Raw genomic sequence first — 25878 nt, 5'->3', positions numbered from 1 at the left:
CTGTTCTGCACTCCTGGTGCAGTTACTGGTGTGTCGCGGCGCGGGACGCCGGTCGGTGTCGTCCGGCGTCAGCCGGCAAGCTTCAGCCTCAGGTCGCTGAGGCGGCTGGCGACGCTGCCGTCGATGACGTCGTCGCCGATCTGCACCCGCAGTCCGCCGAGGACCGCGGGGTCCACGACGGCGTCGAAGCGGATACGGCGGCCGGCCTGGGCTCCGAGCGTGCGCTCGAGGCGGGCGACCTGCTCGTCGGTCAGGGGAACGGCCGACGTCACCGTGGCGACGTCGAACCCGCGCTGGTCGGCGACGACGGATGCCGCGTCGCGCAGCATCTCGCCGATGCGGCGACCACGAGGCGACTGCACGAGGTGCCGCACGATGAGCGTCGTCGCGGGGGCGGCCTTCGCGCCCAGCAGGCGCTCGACCAGCGCGACCTTGGCCTCGGTCGAGCCGAGCTTGGACCCGAGGGCCAGCTCGAGCTCGGCGTCGGAGGCGACGGTGCGCTGGAACGCGTACAGCTCGCCGTCGACCTCGCCGTCGCCCGCGGCATCAGCCGCCACCCGGAGGCCGAGCTCCTCGAGCCCGTCGAGGAAGTCGGGCGCCGAGGACCACCGCTGTGCGGCGGCGCTCACGAGGAGTGATGCCGCCGTCGGGTTCACCTTGCCGCCGAAGACCCGCTCGACGAGCTCGGCCTTCTGGGCGCGGTCGGCCTCGTTGTCGGTGAGGGCGGTCCGCAGCTGGGGCGTGACGGCGATCACCCGGGTCGCGGCGAGGAGGTCGCCGGCCACCGGGAGCTCGGCCCGGCCGAGCGCCGCGAACTCGGCTCGCGTGCCGGCCAGGGCCTCTCTCGTAGCGCTGCCCATGGGTTACTTCTTCCCCCCTGCGGCGGCCTGCTCGGACGCCTCGAGGTCGGCGAGGAAGCGGTCGACCACGGCCTTGGCCCTGGCGTCGTCGGAGAGGGTCTCGCCGACGACACCCGAGGCGAGGTCGATGGCGATGGTGCCGACCTCCGACCGGAGCGACACGAGCGCCGACTGGCGCTCCGCCTCGATCTGCGCCTGGGCGCTCGCGTTGATGCGGGCGGCCTCGGTCGACGCCTGGTCCTTCGCCTCGGCGACGATCTTCTTGCCGTCCTCGCGAGCGGTCTCGCGGATCCGACCCGCCTCGGCGCGCGCGTCGGCGAGCTGGGCGGTGTACTCCTCGAGGGCGGCCTCGGCCTTGCGCTGGGCCTCGTCGGCCTTCGCGATGTTGCCCTCGATCGCCTCGGCACGCTCGTCGAGCAGCTTCTGCATGCGCGGCAGCGCGTACAGCCAGAAGAAGACGAGGATGACGGCGAAGCAGACCGCCGACCAGACGATGTCGTACGTCGCCGGAAGGACCGGGTTGTGCGTCTCGCCCTCGGTTGCAGCTCTCAGCACTGCGTGAAGCACGTTGGCCTCCTCAGTTGGGACGGGACGATCAGACGAAGATGAAGTAGGTCGCGATACCGATGAAGGCGAGCGCCTCGGTGAAGGCGATGCCGATCCACATCAGGACCTGGAGGCGGCCGGCGAGCTCGGGCTGGCGAGCCACGCCCTCGATCGTCTTGCCGACGACGATGCCCACGCCGATGGCCGGGCCGATGGCGGCGAGGCCGTAGCCGACCGTTGCGATGTTGCCGTTGATCTCAGCGAGAACGGTGGTTGCATCCACGTTGGGGTTTCCTTTCTTGGGGTTTCTTCGGGCGGGCGCCCTGGCTCAGTGCTCCTCCGCCACCGCGAGCTGGATGTAGACCGCGGTGAGGAGCGTGAAGACGTAGGCCTGCAGGACGGCGACGAGGATCTCGAACAGCGTGAACACGAAGCCGAAGGCCAGCGTTCCGACGCCGAGCAGGGTGTACCAGCCGCCGAGGTTGAAGATGAAGAACTGCGTCGCCGCGAAGAAGAGCACGAGCAGCAGGTGGCCGACGATCATGTTCATCATGAGTCGCAGCGTCAGCGTGACGGGGCGGATGACGAAGGTCGAGATGAGCTCGATCGGCGTGACGATGATGTACACCGGCCACGGCACGCCCGAGGGGAAGAGCGAGTTCTTGAAGAAGTTCTTGGGGCTCTGCTTGATGCCGGCGTAGATGAACGTGACGTACGACACGATCGCGAGCACGAGCGGGACGCCGATCACCGACGTTCCGGCGATGTTCAGGCCCGGGATGATGCCGGTGATGTTCATGAACAGCACCATGAAGAAGATCGACGTGAGGATCGGCAGGAACCGCTTGCCGTCCTTCTTGCCGAGCAGGTCGTCGGCGACGTTCACGCGGATGAAGTCGAGGCCCATCTCCACGATGCTCTGGAACCGGCCCGGGACGATGCGCATGCTGCGCGTGCCGAGCCAGAACACCAGCAGCAGCGCGGCGACCGCCACGAAGCGCACCAGCATGATGCGGTTGATCTCGAACGGCGTGCCCTCGAACAGGAGGGCGCCGGGGAAGAACTCCTCGATCGACGGCCCGTGGAACTCACCATCATCGGTTGCAGTCGGAACCAGCAGGTTCACAGCGTTAGCTAGCAGCGCTATCTCCTGTTTCGGGGCGTGGAGCGGGGCTCTCGCGTCGACGAACATGGAAACGGTCCGTGCCCATGCCGGAGCAGGGCGGAACCGTGGGGGATCGCCCCTACTGTAGCAAGACTTCGGCGCTCCGCCGAATCGCCACACGTCGTAGAAGTCGCCGCCGACCGGGGAGCATGCCGATCGGCGCATGCCATGTCCCCGGAGGCGCCGACGCCGCCCTGCAGGGCGGCGTCGGGTCAGTCGTCGGAGGGCGGCGGCGGCAGCTGCGCGTCGCTCGCGTACGGGAGCCTGGACCGGGCCACGACGAGGACGTCGACGACGAGGGAGCCGATCACGCCGGCCACGATCGAGAGGAAGAGCACGACCGGATCGAGCCACTCGACGCCGCGCAGCAGCACGACGAGCACGATGAAGACGATGAACTTCAGCAGCCATCCGCCGAGCACGATGCCGAAGAACGCGCCGACGAAGAGGTCGGAGCCGGCGAATCGGTTGGCGAGCAGGATGCTCGCGCCGGTGATCCCCATGAACACGACGGCGAGGAGCGTGCCGAGCAGCGCGCTCACGAGGCCCTCGGTGCCCGCGAAGACGAACCCGAGGATGCCGCCCACGACGGCGATCCCGCCGGCGATGGCGGCACCCCAGAGGAGCGCGCGCCGGAGCACCGGGTTCGAGGTCGGCGTGCGGTCGGCTGGGTCGCGAGGTGCGGTGCTCATCGGGCTCCTGAGTGGTGCTCGCCCGGTTGCGGGCGGTCGGGGACGGTGGTGGGGACGGCGGGTGCCGGGGCTGCGAGCTCGTCGAGGCCGGCCGTGGCCGGCGCGCCCGCGGCATCCGCCTCGGCCGCCACGGTCTGGCGCTTGCGCCGGCCGAGGGGCGCGAGGGTGAGCCCCGCGAGGATGACGAACCCGACCCCGATGAAGAGGAACGCCCACCCGGAGTCGAGGCCGAAGTAGACGGGCAGGACGAAGGCCAGCAGGCACCCGAACGAGGCCACGGCGGTCCAGCCGTAGAAGATCAGGACCGCGTGCAGGTGCGAGTGGCCCATGTCGAGCAGGCGGTGGTGCAGGTGCTTGCGGTCGGCCGCGAACGGCGACTTGCCCGCGCGCAGGCGGCGCACGACCGCGAGTCCGAAGTCGAGCAGCGGGATCAGCAGCACCGCGAACGGGATGATGATCGGGATGAACGCCGGGAACAGTTCGTCGGTGCCGAGCTGCGACGGGTCGACCTGGCCGGTCACCGCGATCGCCGAGGTCGCCATGAGGAGCCCGACGAGGAGTGCTCCGGCGTCGCCCATGAAGAGCTTCGCGCGGTGCCAGTTGAGCGGCAGGAAGCCCGCGCAGGCGCCCACCACCACGACGGCGAGGAGCGACGCGAGGTTGAAGTAGTTCGTGGGCGAGGTCTGCTGCACGAGGAGGTAGGAGTACAGGAAGAAGACGCCGCTCGAGATGAGCGCGACGCCCGCCACGAGCCCGTCGAGCCCGTCGATGAAGTTGATCGCGTTCATGACGAGCACGATCGTGAAGACCGTCACGGTCGCGCTCATCCACGACGAGCCCACCGTGATGCCGCCGTCGGGCGCGCCGATGGGCAGCGAGACGATCGACACGCCCTGCCAGGCGATCACCCCGGCCGCGATGAACTGGCCGGCGAGCTTGGTGAGCCAGTCGAGGTCCCAGATGTCGTCGGCCACGCCGATCGCCACGATGAGCCCGGCCGCGAGGAGGATCGCGAGGACCTGGAACGGGTCCTGGAAGACGATCTGCAGGTTCGCGAAGCGCGCGATGCCGAGCGAGGAGATCCAGGCCGCCACCGCGAAGCCGACGAGGATCCCGAGGAACATCGCGACGCCGCCGAGCCGGGGCGTCGGGCGGGTGTGCACGTCCCGCTCGCGGATCTTCGGGTAGAGCCGGTACCGCAGGCTGAGCTTCCAGACCACGACCGATCCGGCGAACGTGACGATCGCCGTGACGAGCGCGAGCAGGACGAACAGGGTCATGACGCGGCGGGGTCCGCCCGCTCGTCCGGGGCGTCGGTCGACGAGGCGACGGATGTCGCGGGCGCGGCGCCGTCGTCGGCGGCGGGCTCGTCGGCGGCGGGCTCGACGTCGTCGGCGCGCGCGGCGTCGGCGGGCGCGGCCGCGGCGGGCGCGGCGTCGGCGGGCGCGGGCGCGGCCGCGGCGGCACCGTCGGACCCGGCGAGCAGTTCCTCCCCCACGACCTCGGCGATCCGCTCGCGCGAGATCACGCCGGCGCGCACGATCCGGAGCACGCCCGTGCCGTCGGCGGCGAGGCCGGTGGCGTCCACGATCGTCGACGAGGTGTCGCCGGGACGCTCGCCGATCGCGTCGTAGGCGACGCCCGCTGCACCGCCGTCGAGGTAGACCGCGACGCGGTCGCCCAGCATGTCGGCCGCCTCCGCGGCGGTCGTCGCCGACGGCATGCCCGAGAGGTTCGCGGACGACACCGCGAGGGGCCCGGTCTCGGAGAGCAGCTCCAGGGCGATGCGGTGGTCGGGCATGCGGAGCGCCACGGTGCCCCGGGTCTCCCCCAGGTCCCACTGCAGCGAGGGCTGCGCGCGCAGGATGACCGTGAGGCCGCCCGGCCAGAACTCGGTGACGAGCGCGCGAACGGCGTCGGGCACCTCGGCCGCGAGGGCGTCGAGCGTCGGGATGCCCGGGACGAGCACGGGCGGCGGCGAGGTGCGCTCGCGGCCCTTCGCATCGAGCAGGCGCTGGACGGCGGCCGCGCTGAACGCATCGGCTGCGACGCCGTAGACGGTGTCGGTGGGGATGACGACGAGCTCGCCGCTGCCGATGGCGCGACGGGCCAGGCGCATGCCGGCGAGGAGCTCGGACTCGATCGAGCAGTCGTGGATGAGTGTCATGACCGCTCGATTCTAGACGTGACGAGCCCCTCGAGTCTGGGCGAGCCGGATGCCGCGCGCCGGGCCGGGCCCGCGGCATCCGCTCATGACCGACCGGCCCTCAGCGCCGGCCCGCCCGTCGTCGGAACAGCCAGGCGCCCCACATGGCCGCGACGACGATGAACAGGACGCACCAGCCGATCGCCCACCAGGCCGCGTCGCCCATCGGCGTGCCCGTGAGCAGGCTCCGGATCGCCTCGATGATCGGCGTGATGGGCTGGTGCTCGGCGAACCACGCGAGCCAGTCCGGCAGCGTGTCGACCGGCACGAACGCGCTCGAGAGGTACGGCAGGAACAGCAGGATGAAGCCGTAGGCGTTGGCCGCGTCGGGACTCGATGCGGCGAGGCCGATCGCCGCGAACAGCGAGGTGATCGCGAGGATGTAGAGCGCGATGAGCGCGACCGCGGCGAGCCATCCGGCCGGCGTCGCGGTCGGGCGGAATCCCACGAGGAGCGCGACGGCGACCACGACGCCCGTGGCGACGAGGTTCCGCAGCACGCTCGCGACGACGTGGCCCGTCAGCACCGCACTCGCGCGCAGCGGCATGGTGCGGAAGCGGTCGATGATCCCCGTGTTCATGTCGCGGGCGACATAGAGCGCGGTCGAGCTCGCGCCGAACCCCGCGCAGAGCAGGATGATGCCGGGGACGACGTAGTCGACGTAGCCGCCGGAGGGGTCGAGCGCACCGCCGAACACGAAGGTGAACAGCACCATGAGCAGGGTCGGCAGCAGCACGGCCATGAGCAGCGCCTCCGCGTCGCGGAGGGAGTGCGTGACGCTGCGGCCGATGAAGACCGCCTCGGCGGTGAGGCCGCGGGGTCGGGTCCGCAGGGCCGGCGGCACGGGCGCTTCGGCCGCGCCAGACGCGGTGTCGATGAGCGCGGTCATGTTCAGCCCTTGGTTCCGATGAGGTCCGCCCGGTGCGCGGGCGCGCCCGGGCGGGAGGTGATGGCGAGGAAGACGTCGTCGAGGCTGGGCCGGCGGATGGCGACGCGCGCGCCCTCCGCGGAGGAGGCCGCGATCCGGTCGAGCTCGTCCACCGCGGCGCGCAGCCCGTGGACGGTGCCGTCGGTCGGGAGCTCGGCGAGCACCTCGTCGTCGGCCCCGAGGAGCTCGACGACCTCGCCGCCGACGCGCGCCTTGAGCTCCGATGCGGTGCCCTCGGCGGCGATCCGGCCGCGGTCGAGCACGGCGATGCGGTCGGCGAGCCGGTCGGCCTCCTCGAGGTACTGCGTCGTGAGGAAGACGGTCGCCCCGGCGTCGGCGACCTCGCGGATGACGTGCCAGAGCTGCTGGCGGCTCCGGGTGTCGAGCCCGGTCGTCGGCTCGTCGAGGAAGATGACGTGCGCCGGGACGACGAGACTCAGCGCGAGGTCGAGCCGGCGCCGCATCCCGCCGGAGTAGGCGGCGACCCGCCGTGCCGCCGCGTCGGCCAGGTCGAACCGCTCGAGGAGCTCCTCGGCCCGCGCGCGGGCCGCGCGACGCCCGAGCCCGGAGAGCCGCGCGAGCATGACGAGGTTCTCGCGCCCGGTGAGGACGTCGTCGACGGCGGAGGACTGGCCGGTGAGGCTGATCCGCGAGCGGACACCGTCGGGGTCGAGCCGCACGTCGGCGCCGGCGACGACCGCCGTGCCGGCGTCTGGTCGGACGAGCGTCGTGAGGATGTCGATCGTGGTGGTCTTGCCGGCGCCGTTCGGCCCGAGGAGGCCGAACACGCTGCCCGCGTCGACCGCGAGGTCGAGCCCCTGCAGGACCTCCACGCCGCGGAACCGCTTGGCGATCCCGTGCGTCTCGATCGCGATGGTCATGGCTGCGCCTTCCTGTGTACGAAGTAAACTGTGTACATCATCGACATTCGTTTAAGTAATACACAGTTCTATGCTGGTCGCAAGCACCTCGCGTCGATTGGAGACGGATGGCTCCCGAGAACGCCGCCGAGCCGGAACTGCCGCGCGGCGTCGCCCTCGCCTGGGGCGTCGCCGCCAACCCGCAGCGCGGACCGAAGCGCGAGATGAGCATCGAGCGCATCGTCGACGCGGCGGTCGAGATCGCCGATGCCGACGGGCTCGCGGCGGTGTCGATGAGTCGCGTCGCCCAGGCCCTCGGCTACACGACCATGTCGCTCTACCGGTACGTCACGGCGAAGGACGACCTGCTCGTGCTCATGCAGGAGCAGGGCACGGGCCTGCCGCCCGAGCCCGATCGCGACCTCGACCACTCCGACTGGCGCGGACGCCTCCGGGCGATCGCGCTCGCCGAGGTCGAGGTGCACCGGCGCCATCCGTGGCTGCTCGACGTGGCGATCCAGGGCACGCCCGTGACCCCGAACAACCTCGCCTGGATGGACGCGATGCTCGACGCCCTCGCCGCCACGCCGCTCGACGAGCACGAGCGGGTCGCCGCCATCCTGCTCGTGACCGGCCAGGTCCGCTGGCAGAGCACCATCGAGCACTCCTACGACGTCGCCTCACGCGAGGCCGGGGTCGAGCCGCAGGCGATCGACGACACCCGTTCGGCGATCCTCGACGCGTTCGTCACCGCGGAGGAATTCCCGGCGCTGCGCCGGGCCGTGGATGCGGGCGTGTTCGCGAGCGTCGACGACGATCCGTTCGGCTTCGGCCTCGAGCGCGTGCTCGACGGCATCGCCGATCACATCGCGCGACGCGCGAACGGCGACCGGCCCGCTCCCCCGTCCCCCTCGCGCGAGACGCCGGAGGTCGCCGCCGACAAGCGCGTCCGGGAGGCTCGCCGGGCGGTGCGCGAGGCCGAGAAGCGCCTCCGCGACGCGCGCAAGCTCGAGCGTCAGGCCCTCCGCGAGGCGCGCGCCCGGCACGCCACGAACTGACGGACCGGATCCCCGGGCACCAGGGCCCCGCCAGGTCGCGAGGGCGGATGCCGCGGCGTCAGCGCCGCGCGGTCGTCACGCGGTCGCGGCCGGTGAGGTCGCGGTGGTGCGCGACGGCGTGCCATCCGTCGCCCTCCAGTATCGCCGCGATCTCGGCCGACTGCGTCTCGCCGTGCTCGATCAGGAGGGCGCCGCCCGCGTGCAGCAGCGCGAGGGCGCGCCGCGAGAGCACGCGCACGACGTCGAGCCCGTCGGGTCCGCCGTAGAGCGCGCGCTCAGGGTCGTGCAGGCGCACCTCGGGGTCGCGCGGGATGGCGTCGTCCGGGATGTAGGGCGGGTTGGAGGCCACGACCGCGACGCGGCCCTCGAGTTCGGGCAGCGTTTCCGCGAGGTCGCCGAAGACGAGCTCGAGGTTGGGCGCTGCGACCTCGTCGACGTTGCGCCGCGTCCAGGGGAACGCCTCGGGCGAGTTCTCGACCGCCCAGACACGCGCATGCGGCACCTCGGTCGCCATCGAGAGCGCGATCGCGCCGCTGCCCGAGCCGAGGTCGAGGCCGATCGGCTCGGGCTCGGCGGCGGCGCGCAGGGCGTCGATCGCGAGTTGCGCGATCAGTTCGGTCTCCGGTCGGGGCACGAACACGCCGGGCCCGACCGCGAGCTCGAGCGAGCGGAACGCGGCGCGCCCCGTCAGGTGCTGCAGCGGCTCCCGGCGAGCCCGTCGCGCGACCAGCCGGTCGAGCTCCGCGGCATCCGTCGCCGACAGCCGATCGCCGATCACGAGGCGCGCGTGCACGCCGCCCCGGGAGAGCCCGAGGACGTGGCCGAGCAGGAGGTCGGCGTCGACCTCGGCGTCGCCGATGCCCGCCGCCAGCAGCGTGCGGACGGTCTCGTCGCGCACCTCGCGCAGCGGGCGTTCGGCGGGCTCGTCGGGGATCGCATTCACGCAATGGAATGTAACCCACTCCCGGCGCCCATCCGCGCTCCGTATGCTGGTGCGCGGCACGACGCCGCCGTCACGAGAGGGAAGATCATGGCCAAGGTCTACGAGAACATCACCGACGTCTTCGGGCGCACCCCGCTCGTCAAGCTCAACCGCGTGACGGATGGCGCGGGCGCGACCGTGCTGGCCAAGCTCGAGTTCTACAACCCCTCGGCCAGCGTCAAGGACCGGCTCGGCATCGGCATCGTCGACGCCGCCGAGGCGGACGGCTCGCTGAAGCCCGGCGGAACGATCGTCGAGGGCACGAGCGGCAACACCGGGATCGCGCTCGCGATGATCGGTGCCGCACGGGGCTACCGGGTCGTCATCGCGATGCCCGAGACCATGTCGAAGGAGCGTCGCGCGCTGCTGCGCGCGTACGGAGCCGAGCTCGTGCTCACGCCGGGTTCCGAGGGCATGAAGGGCGCCGTCGCGCGTGCCGAGCAGATCGCCGCCGAGGCCCCGGGCGCGGTGCTGGCGCGGCAGTTCGAGAACCAGGCGAACGTCGACATCCACCGACGCACCACCGCCGAGGAGGTCTGGGACGACACCGACGGCGGCGTCGACATCTTCGTCTCCGGCATCGGCACGGGCGGCACCCTCTCGGGCGTCGGGCAGGTGCTCAAGGAGCGCAAGCCCGAGGTGCAGGTCGTCGGCGTCGAGCCGCTCGAGTCGCCGATCCTCAATGGCGGCCAGCCCGGCCCGCACAAGATCCAGGGCATCGGCGCCAACTTCGTGCCCGCGATCCTCGACCGCGACGTCTACGACGAGATCATCGACGTGAACATCGACCAGGCCGTCGCGGTCGCTCGCCGCCTCGGCGTCGAGGAGGGCATCCTCGGCGGCATCTCGTCGGGCGCGACCGTGTACGCCGCCACCCAGCTCGCCCAGCGGCCCGAGAACGCCGGCAAGACCATCGTCGTGATCCTCGCCAGCTACGGCGAGCGGTACCTCTCGACCGTGCTCTACGAGGGCCTGCTCGACTGAGCGCCGACGCCATCTGGTTGACTGGGTCGGTGGGAATCCTCGGCAGGCTCAGGGAAGACGTCGCGACCGCCCGTTCCCACGACCCCGCGGCGCGCAACCGCCTCGAGATCGTCCTCGCCTACTCCGGGCTGCACGCCATCTGGTCGTACCGGATCGCGCACCGCATGTGGCGGGTGCGCGCACTGCGGCTGCCGGCGCGCGTCGTGTCCCAGCTCACGCGGTTCCTCACGGGCATCGAGATCCACCCGGGCGCGACGATCGGCCGCCGGTTCTTCATCGACCACGGCATGGGCGTCGTGATCGGCGAGACCGCGGTGGTCGGCGACGACGTGATGCTGTACCACGGCGTCACCCTCGGCGGGAAGGCGCCGCGCGGCGCGCCACGCGGCGCGAAGCGCCATCCCACCCTCGGCGACGGCGTCACCGTCGGCGCGGGAGCGAAGGTGCTCGGCGACATCGAGATCGGGGCGGGCAGCGCGATCGGCGCGAACGCCGTGGTCACCAGGGGCGCTCCCCCGCACTCGCTGCTCGTCGGCATCCCCGCGGTCGCGAAGCCGCTCTCGCCCGCGACGGCGGATGCGGCGCGCGGCATGCACGACTGGCACATCGACTTCCACATCTAACCGTCGGCCGAGGCGCACTCGGTGCCGGTCGCGTGCGACGGATGCCGCGGCATCCGCCCCCCCTCGGTTCGGCTACTGGTCGCCGAGGCCCTCGAGCCGGGCCTCCTCGTCGGCGTGGATCGCCGACTCGATGATGGGGTCGAGCGCGCCGTTCATGACCTGGTCGAGGTTGTACGCCTTGTAGCCCGTGCGGTGGTCCGCGATGCGGTTCTCGGGGAAGTTGTACGTGCGGATGCGCTCCGAGCGGTCCATCGATCGGATCTGCGACTTCCGGGCATCGGATGCCGCGGCGGCGAGCTCCTCCTGCTGGCGCGCGAGGAGCCGCGCACGCAGGACTCGCATCGCGGCCTCGCGGTTCTGCAGCTGCGACTTCTCGTTCTGCATCGCCACCACGATGCCGGTCGGCACGTGCGTGATGCGCACCGCCGAGTCGGTCGTGTTGACCGACTGGCCGCCGGGGCCGCTCGAGCGGTACACGTCGATCTTGAGGTCGTTCTGGTTGATCTCGACCTCTTCGGGCTCGTCGACCTCGGGGAAGACGAGCACGCCGGTCGTCGACGTGTGGATGCGACCCTGCGTCTCGGTGACGGGCACGCGCTGCACGCGATGCACGCCGCCCTCGTACTTCAGGTGCGCCCAGACGCCCTGCGAGGGGTCGGTCGCGTTCGACTTGATCGCGACCTGGACGTTCTTGTAGCCGCCCAGGTCGGATTCGTCCCGCTCGAGGAGCTCGGTCTTCCACCCCTTCGACTGGGCGTACTGGATGTACATGCGCAGCAGGTCGGCCGCGAAGAGGGCGCTCTCCGCGCCTCCTTCGCCGCCCTTGATCTCCATGATCACGTCACGGCCGTCGTCGGGGTCGCGCGGGATGAGGAGCCGCCGCAGCCGCTCCTGCGACTCGGCGAGGTGCTCCTCCAGGCCGGGGACCTCCTCGGCGAACGCGGCATCCTCCTTGGCGAGCTCACGCGCCGCCTCGAGGTCCTCCTGCGCCTGCCGCCAGGCGTCGTTCGCGGCGACGATCCGGCTGAGCTCGGCGTAGCGCCGGTTGACCTTCTTCGCGCGCGCGGCGTCGGCGTGGAGCGCCGGGTCGGCCAGCTCCTCCTGGAGCGAGGCGTGCTCGGCGATCAGTGCCTGGACCGACTCGAACATCGATCAGCGGTGGTCGGACTCGTGGCCGTGCCCGTGTCCGTTCCCGTTGCCGCCCACCGGTGCCGACTTCTGCATGAGGAGCAGGAACTCGGTGTTCGACTGCGTCTCGCGCAGGCGCCCGAGCACGGCCTCGAGGGCCTGCTGGGGCTCGAGGCCGGCGAGGGCGCGGCGGAGCTTCCACGTGATCTTGACCTCGTCGGCCGAGAGCAGCATCTCCTCGCGACGCGTCGAGGAGGCGTTGACGTCGACGGCGGGGAAGATGCGCTTGTCGGCGAGCTGGCGGCTGAGGCGCAGCTCGCTGTTGCCGGTGCCCTTGAACTCCTCGAAGATCACCTCGTCCATCTTCGAACCGGTCTCGACGAGCGCCGTGGCGAGGATCGTCAGCGAGCCGCCGTTCTCGATGTTGCGCGCCGCGCCGAAGAAGCGCTTCGGCGGGTACAGCGCCGACGCGTCGACACCGCCCGAGAGCACGCGGCCGGAGGCCGGCGCCGCGAGGTTGTAGGCGCGGCCGAGGCGGGTGATCGAGTCGAGCAGCACGACGACGTCGTGACCGAGCTCGACGAGTCGCTTGGCACGCTCGATCGCGAGCTCGGCGACCGTGGTGTGGTCCTCCGCCGGACGGTCGAAGGTCGAGGCGATGACCTCGCCCTTGACCGTGCGCTGCATGTCGGTGACCTCTTCGGGGCGCTCGTCGACGAGCACGACCATGAGGTGCACCTCGGGGTTGTTGATCGCGATCGCGTTCGCGATCTGCTGCAGCACGATCGTCTTGCCGGCCTTCGGCGGCGCGACGATGAGGCCGCGCTGGCCCTTGCCGATCGGCGCGACGAGGTCGATGATGCGCTGCGTGAGCTTGGTCGGCTCGGTCTCGAGCCGCAGGCGGTCCTGCGGGTAGAGCGGCGTGAGCTTCTGGAAGTCCACGCGCGCGGCAGCCTCGTCGGCGGTCTGGCCGTTGATCGAGTCGATCTTGACGAGCGCGTTGTACTTCTGGCGGCTGCTGCCCTCGCCCTCGCGCGGCTGCTTGATCGAGCCGACGACGGCGTCGCCCTTGCGCAGGTGGTACTTCTTCACCTGGCCGAGCGAGACGTAGACGTCGCTCGGGCCGGGGAGGTAGCCGGTCGTGCGCACGAAGGCGTAGTTGTCGAGGACGTCGAGGATGCCCGCGATCGGGATGAGCACGTCGTCGTCGAGGATCTCGGGCTCGACCTCGTCGCCCTGGCTCTGGCCGCGGCGCTTGCGGTCGCGGTAGCGGTTGCGGCGGCCGCCGCCCTCGCCGTCGGCCTGCTGCTGGTCGCCGCGCTGCTCGCCGCGACCCTGCTGGCCGCGGCCGCCCTGCTGGTCCTTGCCCTTGTCGGCGTCGGCGCCCTGGCGGCCCTTGTCGGACTCCGCCTGGCGACCGGAGTCGCCCTCTGGCTGCTCGTCGGCCTTGCGGCCGCCCTGCTGCTCGGACTTCTGCGCGTCGCCCCGCTCGGCACCGCCGCGTCGACCGCGGTTCCGGCTGCGACCCTGGCGCTGCTCCTGGGCGGGCTGCTCCGCCTTGCCCTCGGGCTCCGCCTGGCCGCCCTCGGCCGACTCGGCCTGGCGGCCGCCCGCGGTCGCGGCTGCGAGCTGCTCGCGGACGGCGGCACGCGCGGCCTCGCGGGCCTCGTCGTCCGACGAGCCGGCGGACGGGCCTTCGGCGGTCGTCGCCGTTCCCGCCTTCGCGTCGGCGGGCACGAGCTCGACGCCGGAAGCTCCGGCGTTCGCGTGGGCGGCGGCCGCGGTGGCGCTCGTCGCGCGACGCGGCTGGCGGCCACGACGGACGGGCTCGGCCGCCGGCGCCTCGGTCGCGGTCGGCTCGGCCGCGGTCGCCTGGGGCGGGGTCGTCTCGGCGATCGGCGCCTCGACCGTCGTCTCGTCGACGACCGGAGCGGATGCCTCGGCCGGCTCGGCGGCGGAAGCCGCCGCCTCCTCGGACTCGGCGGCCTGCGGGGCGGCCGGGGCGACGACGTCGTCGGCCTCGGCGGTCGCGGCGCCGTCGGTGTGGGCGGAGATCAACTCCACGAGTTCTCCTTTTCGGCGCTTGGACGCGCCCGCGATGCCGAGCGAGGAGGCCAGCTCCTGGAGCTCGGCGACCTTCATGGTCGACAGGCGGGCGGCGTCCACGCGCTCTGCGTGGTCGGTTCCGTTGGTCACTGGGATTTTCCTTTCCCCTGGCCAGGCGTTGGGGGTTGGCCGAGGAGAGCTGATCGCGGCACGTCGCAGACGTGCGCACGAGGCGCAGATCTGCGCGATGGCGAAAGCATGAGATGCCGGGAATCGCACCGAACGGCGAGGTCGCGAGTGGTGCAGCGACTACCGGGTGCGGGCTCCAGTCTAGCACTCGGCGGTGCGCCGTCGGACCACGCGCCACGCCGTCGGCGGCTCGTCCCGACCGTCGGGTTCCCGGCCTTCGGAGCGGCGTCGTCAGTCGACGACGGGCGCCACGGTCGCGCCGAGGAAGTCGACCGCGAGCGGCAGGGCCTGCCAGACGGTGTCCGCCGTGTCCTCGACCAGCCGCGCGGCGTCCGCACGTTCGGCCGGGTCGCTCGCGAGGACCAGGATCGAGGGCCCCGCGCCCGACACGACGGCGGGGTGGCCCGCCTCGCGCAGTCGGCGGATCAACCGGTCGGTCTCCGGCATCGCCTCGGCGCGGTAGTTCTGGTGCAGCTTGTCCTCCGTCGCCGCGAGCAGCAGCTCGGGGCTCTGGATGAGCGCGGCGACGAGCAGCGCCGAGCGCGAGACGTTGAAGACGGCGTCCTCGTGCGGCACCGACTGCGGCTGGAGGCTCCGGGCGAGGGCGGTCGACATCTCCTGCTCGGGGACGAGGACGAGGGGCGAGACGCCGCGGTGCACCATGAGCTTCTTGTGCCGCGGGCCCTCGGGTGTGACCCACGCGATCGTGAGGCCGCCGAAGAGCGCCGGGGCGACGTTGTCGGGGTGCCCCTCGAGCTCGGTGGCGAGTTCGAGCAGTTCGTCGGGCGAGATCTCGACCTCCGGGGCGAGCAGCCCCTTCGCAGCCATCACGCCGGCCACGATGGCCGCGCCGGAGGAGCCGAGGCCGCGTCCGTGCGGGATCGAGTTGTGCGCGACGAGCCGCAGCGGCGGCAGGTCGCGACCGAACCGGGCGAACGCGTGCGCCATCGCCCGGACGACGAGGTGCGACGCATCGAGGGGCACCTCGCCCTCGCCCACGCCGTGCACCTCGATGTCGAGCCCGGCCGCGACGACCTCGATCTCGAGCTCGTCGTACTGCGCCAGCGCGAGTCCGAGCGTGTCGAACCCGGGCCCGAGGTTCGCCGAGGTCGCGGGGACCTTGACCGTGACCCTGCGGCCGAGGAGCGCACCGGCGCCCGCCGTCGCGGGCGTCGCCTCCGCCGCGGCGGGCGCGCTCATGCGCCGAGCCCCAGCACCTCTGCGACGTGCGCCACGTCGGCCGGCACGACGGTCGGCGCGACCTCGGAACCGTCCGGACGGCGGAGCGCCCACTGCGGGTCCTTGAGCCCGTGGCCGGTGACGGTCAGGACGACCTTCGCCCCGGCCGGGACCTGGCCCGCCTCGGCCCGCTCGAGCAGGCCCGCGACGCTGATCGCGGAGGCCGGCTCGACGAAGACGCCGACCTCGGCGGAGAGGATGCGCTGGGCCTCGAGGATCTTGTCGTCCTCGATCGCGCCGAAGTAGCCGTCGGTCAGGTCGCGCGCCTCGAGCGCGAGGTGCCACGACGCGGGGTTGCCGATGCGGATCGCACTCGCGATGGTCTCGGGGTTGCGCACCGGCTCGCCGAGCACGAGCGGCGCCGACCCGGCCGCCTGGAACCCGAGCATCCGCGGCAGCTTCGTGGCGTTGCCCGCCTCGATGTCCTCGCGGTAGCCGCGCGTGTACGCGGTGTAGTTGCCCGCGTTGCCGACCGGGATGAAGTGCAGGTCGGGCGCATCGCCGAGTACCTCGACGACCTCGAACGCGGCCGTCTTCTGGCCCTCGATGCGGTCGTTGTTGACCGAGTTGACGAGGTGGACCGGGTAGTTCTCGGCGAGGTCGCGCGCGATGTCGAGGCAGTCGTCGAAGTTGCCCTGGATCTGGATGAGCTGCGCGTCGTGCGCGATCGCCTGGCTGAGCTTTCCCATCGCGATCTTGCCCTCGGGCACGAGCACCGCGGCCTTGATGCCCGCGTGCGTCGCGTAGGCCGCGGCCGATGCCGACGTGTTGCCGGTCGAGGCGCAGATCACGACCTCGGCACCGCGCTCGACGGCCTTCGTCACGGCCATCGTCATGCCGCGGTCCTTGAACGATCCGGTCGGGTTCATGCCCTCGAACTTGACCCATACGTCGGCGCCGGTGCGGCGCGAGAGCGCGGGCGCCGGCAGGAGCGGCGTGCCGCCCTCGCCGAGGGTCACGATCGGGGTGGCGTCGGTCACGTCGAGGCGGTCGGCGTACTCCCGGATGACGCCGCGCCACTGGCGCGACGGCGCCTTCGTTGCCTGGTGGTTCACTCTGCTCCTTCGACTCGGATGACGGATGCGACCGAGGTCACGACGGGGCTGTCGGCGAGCGCGCGCACCGTCTCTGCGAGCGCGGACTCACGCGCCTCGTGGGTGCCGATGACCAGCGTAGCCCGGCCGTTCTCGTCGTTGATGGTCTGCTCGAGCTCGCCGACCGAGACGCCGTGGTCGGCGAACACGTGGGCGATCGTCGCGAGCACGCCCGGCTGGTCGGCGGCCTCGAGCGTGATGGCGTAGCGGGTCGTGATGCGCCCGATCTCGAGCACGGGCAGCTCGGCGTGCGTCGACTCCGCCGTGCCCGGGCCGCCGAGCACGTGACGCCGTGCGATCGCGACGAGGTCGCCGAGCACGGCCGAGGCGGTCTGCACGCCGCCGGCGCCCGCACCGTAGAACATGAGCGGGCCGGCTGCGGCGGCCTCGACGAAGACCGCGTTGTTGGCGCCGTGCACGGCGGCGAGCGGATGGCTCCGGTGCACCATGGCCGGGTAGACCCGGGCGGACACGCCCTCCTCCCCCGTCTCGGGGTCGGCGAGGCGCTCGCAGATCGCGAGGAGCTTCACGACGTAGCCGGCGCGCTTGGCCGACTCGACCTGCGCGGCGGTGACGCCCGTGATGCCCTCGCGATGCACCAGGTCGACGGGCACGCTCGTGTGGAACGCGAGGCTCGCGAGGATCGCGGCCTTCTGCGCGGCGTCGTAGCCGCCGATGTCGGCCGTCGGGTCGGCCTCGGCGTAGCCGAGCTCGGTCGCGGTCGCGAGCGCGTCCTCGAGCGAGGCGCCCGTCGTGTCCATGCGGTCGAGGATGAAGTTCGTCGTGCCGTTCACGATCCCGAGGATCCGGTCGATGCGGTCGCCGGCGAGGCTGTCGCGCAGCGGTCGGATGATCGGGATGGCGCCGCCGACGGCGGCCTCGTAGGACAGCTGCGCGCCGACCTGCTGGGCCGCTGCGAAGAGCTCGGGTCCGTGCGTCGCGAGCAGCGCCTTGTTGCCCGAGACGACGTCGGCACCGGACGAGATCGCCTTGAGGATCAGCGTGCGGGCCGGCTCGAGGCCGCCCATGAGCTCGATCACGATGTCGGCGCCGAGGATCAGCGACTCGGCGTCGGTCGTGAGGAGCTCGCGCGGCAGCGCCGCGTCGCGCGGGGCCTCGACGTCGCGGACGGCGATGCCCACGAGCTCGATCCTCGCGCCGATGCGGTTGGCGAGCTCGTCGCCCTGCTCGAGCAGCAGCCGGGCGACCTGGGAGCCGACCGAGCCGGCGCCGAGCAGCGCCACGCGGATGGAACGGTATTCGATCATGCGGTGACTCCGTGTGCGTCATCGTCGTGGTCGGAGAGGCCGGCGTCGCGAGCGAGGAGGTCCTCCTCGGTCTCGCCGTGCACGATCACGCGCGCGGCGCCGCCGGAGACGGCCACGACCGGCGGTCGGGGCACGTGGTTGTAGTTCGATGCCAGCGACCAGCAGTAGGCGCCTGTCGCGGCGACCGCGAGGAGGTCGCCCGGGGCGACGTCGTGCGGCACCCAGTCGTGGTCGACGACGATGTCGCCCGACTCGCAGTGCTTGCCGACCACTCGGACGAGCGCGGCCGGCTCGACGGAGGTCCGCGATGCGAGGCGGGCCGTGTACGAGGCGCCGTACATGGCGGTGCGGATGTTGTCGCTCATGCCGCCGTCGACCGAGACGTAGTGCCGCCAGCCCTCGTCGGTCGGCACGGGCTTGACGGTGCCGACCGTGTAGAGCGTGACGCCCGCCGGGCCGATGATCGACCGGCCGGGTTCGAACGCGAGGCGCGGCACGGGCACGTCGAGCCGCGCGCACGCCTCGGCGACCGCGCGCGCGATGCCGTCGGCGATCTCCTCGATCGGGGCGGGCTCGTCGGCCTCCGTGTAGGCGATGCCGAACCCGCCGCCGAGGTTCAGCTCGGGAACGGCTGCGACCGCCGACAGCTCGGCGTGGACCGCGAGCAGGCGTTCGGCGGACTCGGCGAAGCCGGCGGCGTCGAAGATCTGCGACCCGATGTGGCAGTGCAGGCCGACGAAGTCGAGCGAGTCGTGCGAGCGGATGTCCCCGACCACGCGTACCGCGTCGCCCAACGCGATGCCGAACTTCTGGTCCTCGTGCGCCGTCGCCAGGAACTCGTGCGTCGACGCGTGGACGCCGGAGTTCACGCGAAGCCGGACCCGCTGCACGCGCCCGGCGCGAGCCGCGGCATCCGCCACCCGACGCACCTCGACCTCGCTGTCGATGATGATCGTGCCGACGCCGGCGGCCACGGCGCGCTCGATCTCGCGCACCGACTTGTTGTTGCCGTGGAAGCCGATGCGGCCCGGGTCGGCGCCGGCCGCGAGGGCGACGGCGAGCTCGCCGCCGGTCGCGACGTCGATCGCGAGCCCCTCGTCGGTCATCCAGCGGACGACCGCCCCCGAGAGGAACGCCTTGCCCGCGTAGTAGACGGTGGCCGAGGTGCCGACGGATGCCGCGGCCCGTTCGAACGCGGCGCGCGTGCGCGCGGCGCGGGAGCGCGCCACCTGCTCGTCGACGACGTAGAGCGGGGTGCCGAAGCGTGCGGCCAGCGCGTCGACGTCGAGGCCGCCGACGACGATCCGCCCGGCGTCGTCGCGATGCGCGCCCTCGGGCCAGACCTTCGGATCGAGCGCGTTCGGGTCCGCGGGCGCGCTGCGCAGCGCGGGGACGGATGCGCTGGAAGACACGGGGAACCCTCACGGACGATGGAACGACGGATCGCTCGGACGGCGAGCGAACCCGGATCGGTTCCTGAAGCCTCGGTGCGGACCGCCCTTGTGGGGCGGCGTACCGGCGAGTCTACCGACGCCCGGCGCGGTGGCCGAATCGGCGACGACACCGGGCGACCCGGACCGCCGAGGCGGGTGCGGGCCCGCCGGCTCAGTCGCAGGCGCCCGTCGTCGCCAGGGTCTCCTCGGCCAGCGGGAGCCCGCTCGCCTCGAGCCGGACGGTCACCAGGTCGGGCTCGACGTCGATGCCCGACACCTCGACGCCCTCGGGCAGCCGGTCGGCGACGCAGATCGGGAACGGGTCGCCGCCGAGGATGCGGTCGACGAGACCCGACGCGTCGAGGCTGCCGCCGACGGCGTCGATCTCGGCGGCCACGGGGCGCAGGAGCACCCGATCGCCCGCGGCCTCGGGCTCGGCGGTCACGGAGAACCCGATGGGGATGCCGAGGAACGTGATCTCGTCCGCGTACGCGACGGTGCCGTCCCCGAGCTCGAGTCCGCCCTCGAGGCCCTGCGCGGCCGCGATCTCGTCGACCGCGGCGCCGTCGACGGATGCCTCGGCCACGCCGCGGCCGAGCGTCCCGCCCTCCGCGAGCGGCACGTCGTAGGCCGTGATGACCACGTCGACCGGGACGCCCTGCACGTCGAGGTCGGGCGCCGTCGCGACCATCTCGTCCATGCTGCCGGTCAACGCCTGCCAGAGCGCGGAGACGCCGCGGATCTCGACATCGACGTCGCCCTCGACGCCCTCCGGCAGCGACTGCTCGATCGAGTCGGCGACGTTGCGCTCCGCGATGCCGCGGCCCACGGTCTCGACGAGCACGAGCAGCGCGGCGAACACCACGAGGATGACGAGCACCACGACCGCGGCGTTCCCGTCCTCGCGGCGCCGCCGCGCGCCATCCGACCGCCCCACCGGGTCGACGGGCACGGTCTCGGCAGCGCGTGGGGTCATGCAGGAACGCTACATGCGCTCGGGCGCCGAGACGCCGAGGAGGTCGAGCCCGTTGCGGATCACCTGGCCGGTCGCGTCGTTCAACCAGAGCCGCGTGCGGTGCAGATCGGTGACCGGCTCGTCGCCGAGGGGCAGCACGCGGCAGTTGTCGTACCAGCGGTGGAAGAGGCCGGCGAGCTCCTCGAGGTAGCGGGCGACGCGGTGCGGCTCGCGGAGCTCGGCGGCCTGGGCGACGATCCGCGGGAACTCCTGCAGCGCGCCGAGCAGCGCCGACTCGGTCTCGTGCTCGAGCAGCTCCGGCGCGAACGCCGAGCGGTCGACGCCCGCCTCGGCGACGTTGCGCGCGAGCTGCGTCGTGCGCGCGTGCACGTACTGGACGTAGAAGACGGGGTTGTCGTTGCCGCGACGCTGGAGCACCTCGGGATCGATCGCGAGCGGCGAGTCGGCGGGATAGCGCGCGAGCGTGTAGCGCAGCGCGTCGGTGCCGAGCCAGGCCTGCAGGTCGTCGAGCTCGATGATGTTGCCCGCGCGCTTGGAGAGCTTCGCGCCGTTGATCGACACGAGCTGGCCGATGAGCACCTCGATGTCCCGCTCGGGGTCGTCGCCCGCCGCTCCTGCGAGCGCCTTGAGGCGGTGCACGTAGCCGTGGTGGTCGGCGCCGAGGAGGTAGACCTTGTGCTCGAACCCGCGGTCGCCCTTGTCGAGGTAGTACGCGGCATCTGCGGCGAAGTAGGTGTAGACCCCGTTCGCGCGCCGGATCACGCGGTCCTTGTCGTCGCCGAAGTCGGTCGTGCGCACCCACACTGCGCCGCCCTCGTCGAAGACGTGGCCCTGGGCGCGCAGGCGCTCGACCGCGGCGTCGATGGCGGACACGCCGTCGTCGTCCTTCGCGTGCAGCGCGCGCTCGCTCGTCCACACGTCGAAGTGCACGTTGAAGCGCTCGAGCGACGCCCGGATCTCGGCCAGCTGGAGCTCGTAGGCGATCTCGCGCGCGGTGTGCAGCGCGACGTCGTCGTCGAGCTCGAGCAGGTGCGGCTCGCGCTCGAGCACGCGCGCCGCGAGGTCGGCGATGTACTGCCCGGGGTAGCCGTTCTCGGGCGTCGGCTCGCCCTTGGCGGCCGCGATGACCGAAGCGCCGAAGTTGTCCATCTGGTTGCCGGCGTCGTTGATGTAGTACTCGTTCGCGACGCTCGCCCCGGCCGCGCGCAGCACGCGGCCGATCGAGTCGCCGAGCGCCGCCCAGCGGGTGTGGCCGATGTGCAGGGGACCGGTCGGGTTCGCGGACACGAACTCGAGGTTGATCACCCGGCCCGCGAGCGAGTCGCCCCGACCGTAGGCCGCTCCGGCCTCGACGATCGTCTTGGCGAGCGCGCCCGCGGCGGCCGCCTCCAGCCGGATGTTGATGAAGCCGGGACCGGCGACCTCGGCGCTCGCGACGCCGTCGACCCCGGCGAGCCCGGAGGCGAGCTCGGCCGCGATCTCGCGCGGGTTCGCGCCGAGGGGCTTCGCGATGCGCAGCGCGATGCTGGAGGCCCAGTCTCCGTGCTCGCGGAGCTTGGGGCGCTCGAGCGTCACGGCGTCGGGAGCGAGCTCCAGCTCGACCTCGGACCCCGCCTCGCGTCGTCGATCGACCGAGGCGATGACGAGGTCGTACAGGGCACGCGAGAGGTCGGCGGGAGTCACTCGAAGATCCTACCCGTCGGCGTTGCTATCGTTTCCCGCATGCCCCGCCCGAACGCCCCGCTCCCCCGCCTCCGCCCGGCCGCGCTCGCGCTCGCGGGTGCGGCCGCCGCGGCGCTCCTCCTCGCCGGATGCACCGACCCGTCGGCCGGGCCGTCCGAGACGACCGCGCCGCCCGGGGCGACCGGCTCCGCACCGGCCACGGCCCCCGCCGATCCGTCGGCCGAGCCCGAGCCCACCGAGGAGCCCATCCCGTTCGAGCTCGCGTGCGACGAGGTCCTCACCGCCGACCAGGTGTACGCGTACAACCCGAACTTCGGCACGGGCCCCGACTACTCGCCCTCCGCCGCCACGATCGCCGACGTGGTCGACGCCGCGGGCACCGCATGCGGATGGACCAACCAGACGAGCGGCGACCTCCTCGAGGTGGGCGTCGCCACGCTCCCCGAGCACGCGTACGAGCTCCAGGTGGGCGACGCGGCTATGCGGTCGAACGCCGTGCCGACGTACGGCACCCCGCCGGAGGTCGAGGGCTTCTTCCGCCAGTCCGGCGGGAGCGGCCAGGCGCAGGTGTTCACGGACGGGTACTGGATCGTGATCGAGTCGCCGGCGCTCTTCGAGCCCGGCGACGCCCAGTCGCTCGTCGCCGACGTCATCGCGAACGTCGCCGGCTGAGCCCCGGCGACCGGATGCCGGCGCGAGCGGGCGTCCGCCGGGAACCGGTGCAGGTGGTAGTGTTTCCTGCTGTGCGCCTCCGTAGCTCAGGGGATAGAGCGCCGGTTTCCGGTACCGTAGGTCGGGGGTTCGAATCCCTCCGGGGGCACGTCGTGAAGAGCCCGGTCCACTCAGCCAGCTGAGGGTCCGGGCTCGTTCCGTATCCGGGCGGGCGGCGGTCGCGTCGGCGGCCTCGTCGCGGCGGGGGGGCCGCCCCCTGAGCGTCGCCTTGGAAGTCGTGGACGCCCGTCGGAGGGCGCCAATAGACTCCACTCATCGGACTCCGAGGGGAAGGGCACTGGCGCATGCGGTCGGTTCGCGGAGGTTCGATCGCGTTCGCGGTGCTCGTGGGACTCGGGCTGGCCCTGTCGCCCGTCGGAGCCTCCGCCGAGGAGCCCGTCGAGTTCGGCGCGGGCCCGATCGTCGACACCGTCGGGGCGCTCACCGCCGCCGAGACGGCCGAGGTCGAGGCGGCGATCGACGAGGCCGCGGGCCGCAGCGGCCGCCAGTTGTTCGTCGCCTTCGTGAGCGAGTTCGAGGACCCGGCCGATGCCGGGACCTGGGCGACGCAGACCGCCAACGACAACAACATGGGCAGCGAGGACTACCTGCTCGCGGTCGCGATCGACGGTCGCGCCTACCACCTCTCCGCCGCGGAGGACGCATCGCTGTCCGCCGCCGACGTCGATCGGATCGCGGTCCGCGAGATCGAGCCCCACCTCAGGGACGGCGACTGGGCCGCGGCCGCGATCGCGGGCGCGGAGGCCATCGGCGGCGGCTCGTCCGGCGGAGGGCTCGGATGGCTCTGGCTCCTCCTGCTGGTCGGCGTGGCCGTCGCCATCGTGGTGGCGATCGTGCTCGCGCGGCGGCGCTCCCGCGACCGCGCCGCCGTCGAGGAGCCCGCCGGGCCGCCCGCGGTGCCGCTCGAAGAGCTCCGACGCCGGGTCGGCGGCGCGCTGATCGCCGCCGACGACGCGCTGAAGACCAGTGAAGAGGAACTGGGCTTCGCGGTCGCGTCCTACGGCGAGGAGGCGACCGCCGGCTTCCGCGCCGCGCTCGGCACCGCGAAGGAGCAGGTGCGCGAGGCCTTCGGCCTGCAGCAGCGGCTCGACGACCACGAGCCCGACACCGAGGCGCAGCAGCGCGAGTGGTACGCGGAGATCCTGCGCGTCACCGGCGAGGCCGAGGATCTGCTCGACGCCCACGCAGAGCGGTTCGACGCCCTGCGCGCACTCGAGCAGAACGCGCCGCAGGCGCTCGCCCGGGTCGAGGAGGCGATCCGCGCGGCGGAGGCGGCGATCGGGCCGGCCGCCGCGCGCCTGAACGCCCTGTCATCGCACTACGCGCCGGAGGCGCTGGCATCCGTCGCCGACAACACCGAGCAGGCCCGGGCGCGCGTCGCCTTCGGCCGCGACTCGGCGGCCGAGGCGTCCGCCGCGATCGCGCGGGGCGAGACGAGTGCGGCCGCGGTCGACATCCGCGCCGCCGAGGAGGCCGCCGACCAGGCGCGACTGCTCGCCGACGCGGTCGAGCGCCTCGCCGCCGACCTCGCGGCGGCCGATCGTGCCGTCGCCGCCGGGGTCGACGACCTCGAGACCGACGTGCGGACCGCCCGGACGATGTCCGACGCCGGCCTCGGGCAGCTCGCCGACCGCGTCGAGGCCGAAGCCGCCGCCCTCCGGGCCGACCTCGCCGCCACGGGGCGCTCGCCGCTCGCCCTCTCGGCCCGGCTCGACGGCGTCAACCGCGAGATCGACGCCGCGATCCAGGGCGCGCGGGACGCCGCCGTGCAGGCGCAGCGCACGCGCGCCGACCTCGACCGCACGCTGCTCGCCGCGCGCTCGCGCGTGCAGGCCGCGGAGGACTACATGGTCGCACGCCGGGGCGCGATCGGCGCCGAGGCGCGGACCCGGCTCGCCGAGGCCGGCCGCCTCGTCGTCGAGGCGCAGTCGCTCGCCGCGGCCGATCCCGCGCGCGCCCTCGCGGCCGCGCAGCGCGCCGACGGACTCGCCGAGCAGGCGATGTCGCTCGCCCGTCAGGATGTCGGCGGATTCGGCGACGGCTTCGGCGGCGGGGCGGCGCCCGGCGGCTTCGGCGTTCCCTCGGGCCGGGGGTCGAGCGGGGGCGACCTGTTCGGCGCCGTGCTCGGCGGCATCCTCATCGACTCGATGCTCGGCGGCGGGCGAGGCGGCGGCACGACCGGCGGCGGGTTCGGCGGCGGCCGGTCCTCGGGCGGCTTCGGCGGCGGCTTCGGCGGAGGCGGCCGCCGCGCCCCCGGCAGCTTCGGCGGGTCGGCCACGCGCTCGAGGCGCGGAAGCGGGGGCCGCTTCTGACCCACCGGACCACCGCCGGGCCCGGCCCCACCCCATCGACTCGCACGACCACGTTCGATCACCCACACCGGAAGGAATCCACGATGACCAAGCAGTCCATCTTCGGACGCATCTCGCAGCTCCTGCGAGCCAACGTCAACGCGCTCATCGACCAGGCCGAGGACCCGGAGGTCATGCTCGACCAGATGGTGCGCGACTTCACGAACTCCATCGCCGACGCCGAGGCGGCCATCGCCGAGACCATCGGCAACCTGCGCCTGCTCGAGGACGACCACCGCGAGGACGTGAACGCCGCGCGCGAGTGGGGCGACAAGGCCCTCGCCGCGAGCCGCAAGGCCGACGAGCTGCGCACCACGGGCGACACCGCGGGCGCCGACAAGTTCGACAACCTCGCCAAGGTCGCGCTGAGCCGCCAGATCTCCTCCGAGAACGAGGCTCGTGCAGCGGAGCCCCAGATCGAGGCGCAGACCGAGGTCGTGGAGAAGCTGAAGTCGGGCCTCAACGGCATGAAGCAGAAGCTCGTCGAGCTGAAGAACAAGCGCAGCGAGCTCATCGCGCGCTCGAAGACCGCCGCCGCGCAGCAGCAGGTGCACGAGGCGGTCAAGTCGATCGACATCCTCGACCCGACGAGCGAGCTCGGCCGGTTCGAGGACAAGGTCCGCCGCGAGGAGGCCAAGGCGCGCGGCCAGGCCGAGCTCGCCGCCTCGAGCATCGACGCGCAGTTCAACGAGCTCGACGACCTCGGCGAGCTCACCGAGGTCGAAGCGCGGCTCGCCGCGCTGAAGTCCGGTGGCGCCCAGGGGCAGATCGCCGGGTCCTGAACCGGGCGGATGCCGCGGGCTCGCCCCGCGGCATCCGCCCCGTCCCGCCGGCA

General features: G+C 72.7%; 24 protein-coding genes and 1 tRNA gene. 7 read left to right on the top strand and 18 right to left on the bottom strand.

Features of this window, described 5'->3' with window-relative positions:
* Nucleotides 1-68: 68 nt before the first annotated feature.
* The 9 genes from ACQ393_RS06900 to ACQ393_RS06860 form a co-directional block, all read right to left on the bottom strand.
* Nucleotides 69-860: a F0F1 ATP synthase subunit delta gene (locus ACQ393_RS06900; RefSeq protein WP_430646086.1), complete on the bottom strand. Its 792-nt coding sequence runs from the start codon at nt 858-860 to the stop codon at nt 69-71.
* 3 nt (nt 861-863) lie between these two features.
* Entirely contained in the window at nt 864-1427 is a 564-nt protein-coding gene (locus ACQ393_RS06895) for a F0F1 ATP synthase subunit B (RefSeq protein ID WP_430646085.1), read from the bottom strand.
* A gap of 28 nt (nt 1428-1455) precedes the next feature.
* Nucleotides 1456-1689, bottom strand: coding sequence for an ATP synthase F0 subunit C (gene atpE, locus ACQ393_RS06890; RefSeq protein WP_022888426.1), 234 nt, complete (start codon nt 1687-1689; stop codon nt 1456-1458).
* Nucleotides 1690-1734: 45 nt separating this feature from the next.
* Nucleotides 1735-2532, bottom strand: coding sequence for a F0F1 ATP synthase subunit A (atpB, locus tag ACQ393_RS06885; protein ID WP_430646084.1), 798 nt, complete (start codon nt 2530-2532; stop codon nt 1735-1737).
* A gap of 251 nt (nt 2533-2783) precedes the next feature.
* Complete coding sequence (locus ACQ393_RS06880; protein ID WP_430646083.1) at nt 2784-3263, bottom strand: hypothetical protein; 480 nt, start codon at nt 3261-3263, stop codon at nt 2784-2786.
* Nucleotides 3260-4543 carry an MraY family glycosyltransferase gene (locus tag ACQ393_RS06875; RefSeq protein ID WP_430646082.1) on the bottom strand — a complete coding sequence of 428 codons (1284 nt, stop codon included), beginning with the start codon at nt 4541-4543 and terminating at the stop codon, nt 3260-3262. Before ACQ393_RS06875 ends, ACQ393_RS06880 begins: the two co-directional genes overlap by 4 nt.
* On the bottom strand, nt 4540-5430 hold the full coding sequence (locus ACQ393_RS06870; RefSeq protein WP_430646081.1) for an L-threonylcarbamoyladenylate synthase: 891 nt from the start codon (nt 5428-5430) through the stop codon (nt 4540-4542). Before ACQ393_RS06870 ends, ACQ393_RS06875 begins: the two co-directional genes overlap by 4 nt.
* A 100-nt stretch (nt 5431-5530) precedes the next feature.
* Complete coding sequence (locus ACQ393_RS06865) at nt 5531-6358, bottom strand: ABC transporter permease (RefSeq protein ID WP_430646080.1); 828 nt, start codon at nt 6356-6358, stop codon at nt 5531-5533.
* Nucleotides 6359-6360: 2 nt separating this feature from the next.
* Entirely contained in the window at nt 6361-7278 is a 918-nt protein-coding gene (locus tag ACQ393_RS06860; protein ID WP_430646079.1) for an ATP-binding cassette domain-containing protein, read from the bottom strand.
* A 107-nt stretch (nt 7279-7385) separates the two neighbouring features.
* Between ACQ393_RS06860 and ACQ393_RS06855 the strand changes: the two genes are divergently transcribed.
* Nucleotides 7386-8315, top strand: coding sequence for a TetR/AcrR family transcriptional regulator (locus ACQ393_RS06855; protein WP_430646078.1), 930 nt, complete (start codon nt 7386-7388; stop codon nt 8313-8315).
* Nucleotides 8316-8373: 58 nt separating this feature from the next.
* Here ACQ393_RS06855 and prmC read toward each other — a convergent pair whose 3' ends face one another.
* The gene (gene prmC, locus ACQ393_RS06850; RefSeq protein ID WP_430646302.1) at nt 8374-9249 is read right to left on the bottom strand and encodes a peptide chain release factor N(5)-glutamine methyltransferase; all 876 of its coding nucleotides are present in this window, start codon (nt 9247-9249) and stop codon (nt 8374-8376) included.
* 96 nt (nt 9250-9345) lie between these two features.
* Here prmC and cysK point away from each other — a divergent pair, with 96 nt between their 5' ends.
* On the top strand, nt 9346-10281 hold the full coding sequence (gene cysK, locus ACQ393_RS06845) for a cysteine synthase A (protein ID WP_430646077.1): 936 nt from the start codon (nt 9346-9348) through the stop codon (nt 10279-10281).
* A gap of 29 nt (nt 10282-10310) precedes the next feature.
* Nucleotides 10311-10904, top strand: a complete 594-nt coding sequence (gene epsC / locus ACQ393_RS06840) for a serine O-acetyltransferase EpsC (protein WP_430646076.1) — start codon at nt 10311-10313, stop codon at nt 10902-10904.
* 72 nt (nt 10905-10976) lie between these two features.
* Here epsC and prfA read toward each other — a convergent pair whose 3' ends face one another.
* From prfA to ACQ393_RS06800, 8 genes are all read right to left on the bottom strand, one after another.
* Nucleotides 10977-12053 (bottom strand): peptide chain release factor 1, encoded by a 1077-nt coding sequence (gene prfA / locus ACQ393_RS06835; RefSeq protein ID WP_430646075.1) that lies wholly within the window; start codon nt 12051-12053, stop codon nt 10977-10979.
* Nucleotides 12054-12056: 3 nt separating this feature from the next.
* Nucleotides 12057-14228 carry a transcription termination factor Rho gene (gene rho, locus ACQ393_RS06830; protein ID WP_430646074.1) on the bottom strand — a complete coding sequence of 724 codons (2172 nt, stop codon included), beginning with the start codon at nt 14226-14228 and terminating at the stop codon, nt 12057-12059.
* A 270-nt stretch (nt 14229-14498) separates the two neighbouring features.
* A complete protein-coding gene (gene thrB, locus ACQ393_RS06825) occupies nt 14499-15467 on the bottom strand; it encodes a homoserine kinase (RefSeq protein WP_430646073.1) in 969 nt (322 codons plus the stop codon).
* On the bottom strand, nt 15464-16561 hold the full coding sequence (gene thrC, locus ACQ393_RS06820) for a threonine synthase (RefSeq protein WP_430646072.1): 1098 nt from the start codon (nt 16559-16561) through the stop codon (nt 15464-15466). Before thrC ends, thrB begins: the two co-directional genes overlap by 4 nt.
* Nucleotides 16558-17868, bottom strand: a complete 1311-nt coding sequence (locus ACQ393_RS06815) for a homoserine dehydrogenase (RefSeq protein ID WP_430646071.1) — start codon at nt 17866-17868, stop codon at nt 16558-16560. The genes thrC and ACQ393_RS06815 overlap by 4 nt, the downstream gene beginning before the upstream one ends.
* Complete coding sequence (lysA, locus tag ACQ393_RS06810) at nt 17865-19280, bottom strand: diaminopimelate decarboxylase (RefSeq protein WP_430646070.1); 1416 nt, start codon at nt 19278-19280, stop codon at nt 17865-17867. The genes ACQ393_RS06815 and lysA overlap by 4 nt, the downstream gene beginning before the upstream one ends.
* A gap of 193 nt (nt 19281-19473) precedes the next feature.
* Entirely contained in the window at nt 19474-20277 is an 804-nt protein-coding gene (locus ACQ393_RS06805; RefSeq protein ID WP_430646069.1) for an LmeA family phospholipid-binding protein, read from the bottom strand.
* Nucleotides 20278-20286: 9 nt separating this feature from the next.
* On the bottom strand, nt 20287-21960 hold the full coding sequence (locus tag ACQ393_RS06800) for an arginine--tRNA ligase (protein WP_430646068.1): 1674 nt from the start codon (nt 21958-21960) through the stop codon (nt 20287-20289).
* Between the two features lie 39 nt (nt 21961-21999).
* Here ACQ393_RS06800 and ACQ393_RS06795 point away from each other — a divergent pair, with 39 nt between their 5' ends.
* From ACQ393_RS06795 to ACQ393_RS06780, 4 genes are all read left to right on the top strand, one after another.
* Nucleotides 22000-22632: an iron ABC transporter ATP-binding protein gene (locus ACQ393_RS06795; RefSeq protein WP_430646067.1), complete on the top strand. Its 633-nt coding sequence runs from the start codon at nt 22000-22002 to the stop codon at nt 22630-22632.
* 75 nt (nt 22633-22707) lie between these two features.
* Nucleotides 22708-22780 (top strand) — tRNA-Arg (locus ACQ393_RS06790).
* 196 nt (nt 22781-22976) lie between these two features.
* Nucleotides 22977-25004, top strand: a complete 2028-nt coding sequence (locus ACQ393_RS06785) for a TPM domain-containing protein (protein WP_430646066.1) — start codon at nt 22977-22979, stop codon at nt 25002-25004.
* 83 nt (nt 25005-25087) lie between these two features.
* The gene (locus ACQ393_RS06780; RefSeq protein ID WP_430646065.1) at nt 25088-25825 is read left to right on the top strand and encodes a PspA/IM30 family protein; all 738 of its coding nucleotides are present in this window, start codon (nt 25088-25090) and stop codon (nt 25823-25825) included.
* Nucleotides 25826-25878 lie beyond the last annotated feature (53 nt).

This window comes from Agromyces sp. GXS1127, assembly GCF_050565425.1.
In the GTDB taxonomy this organism is placed as follows: domain Bacteria; phylum Actinomycetota; class Actinomycetes; order Actinomycetales; family Microbacteriaceae; genus Agromyces.
Note: the sequence above shows the minus strand (reverse complement) of the source record. Positions and strands in the feature narration are given on the sequence as shown.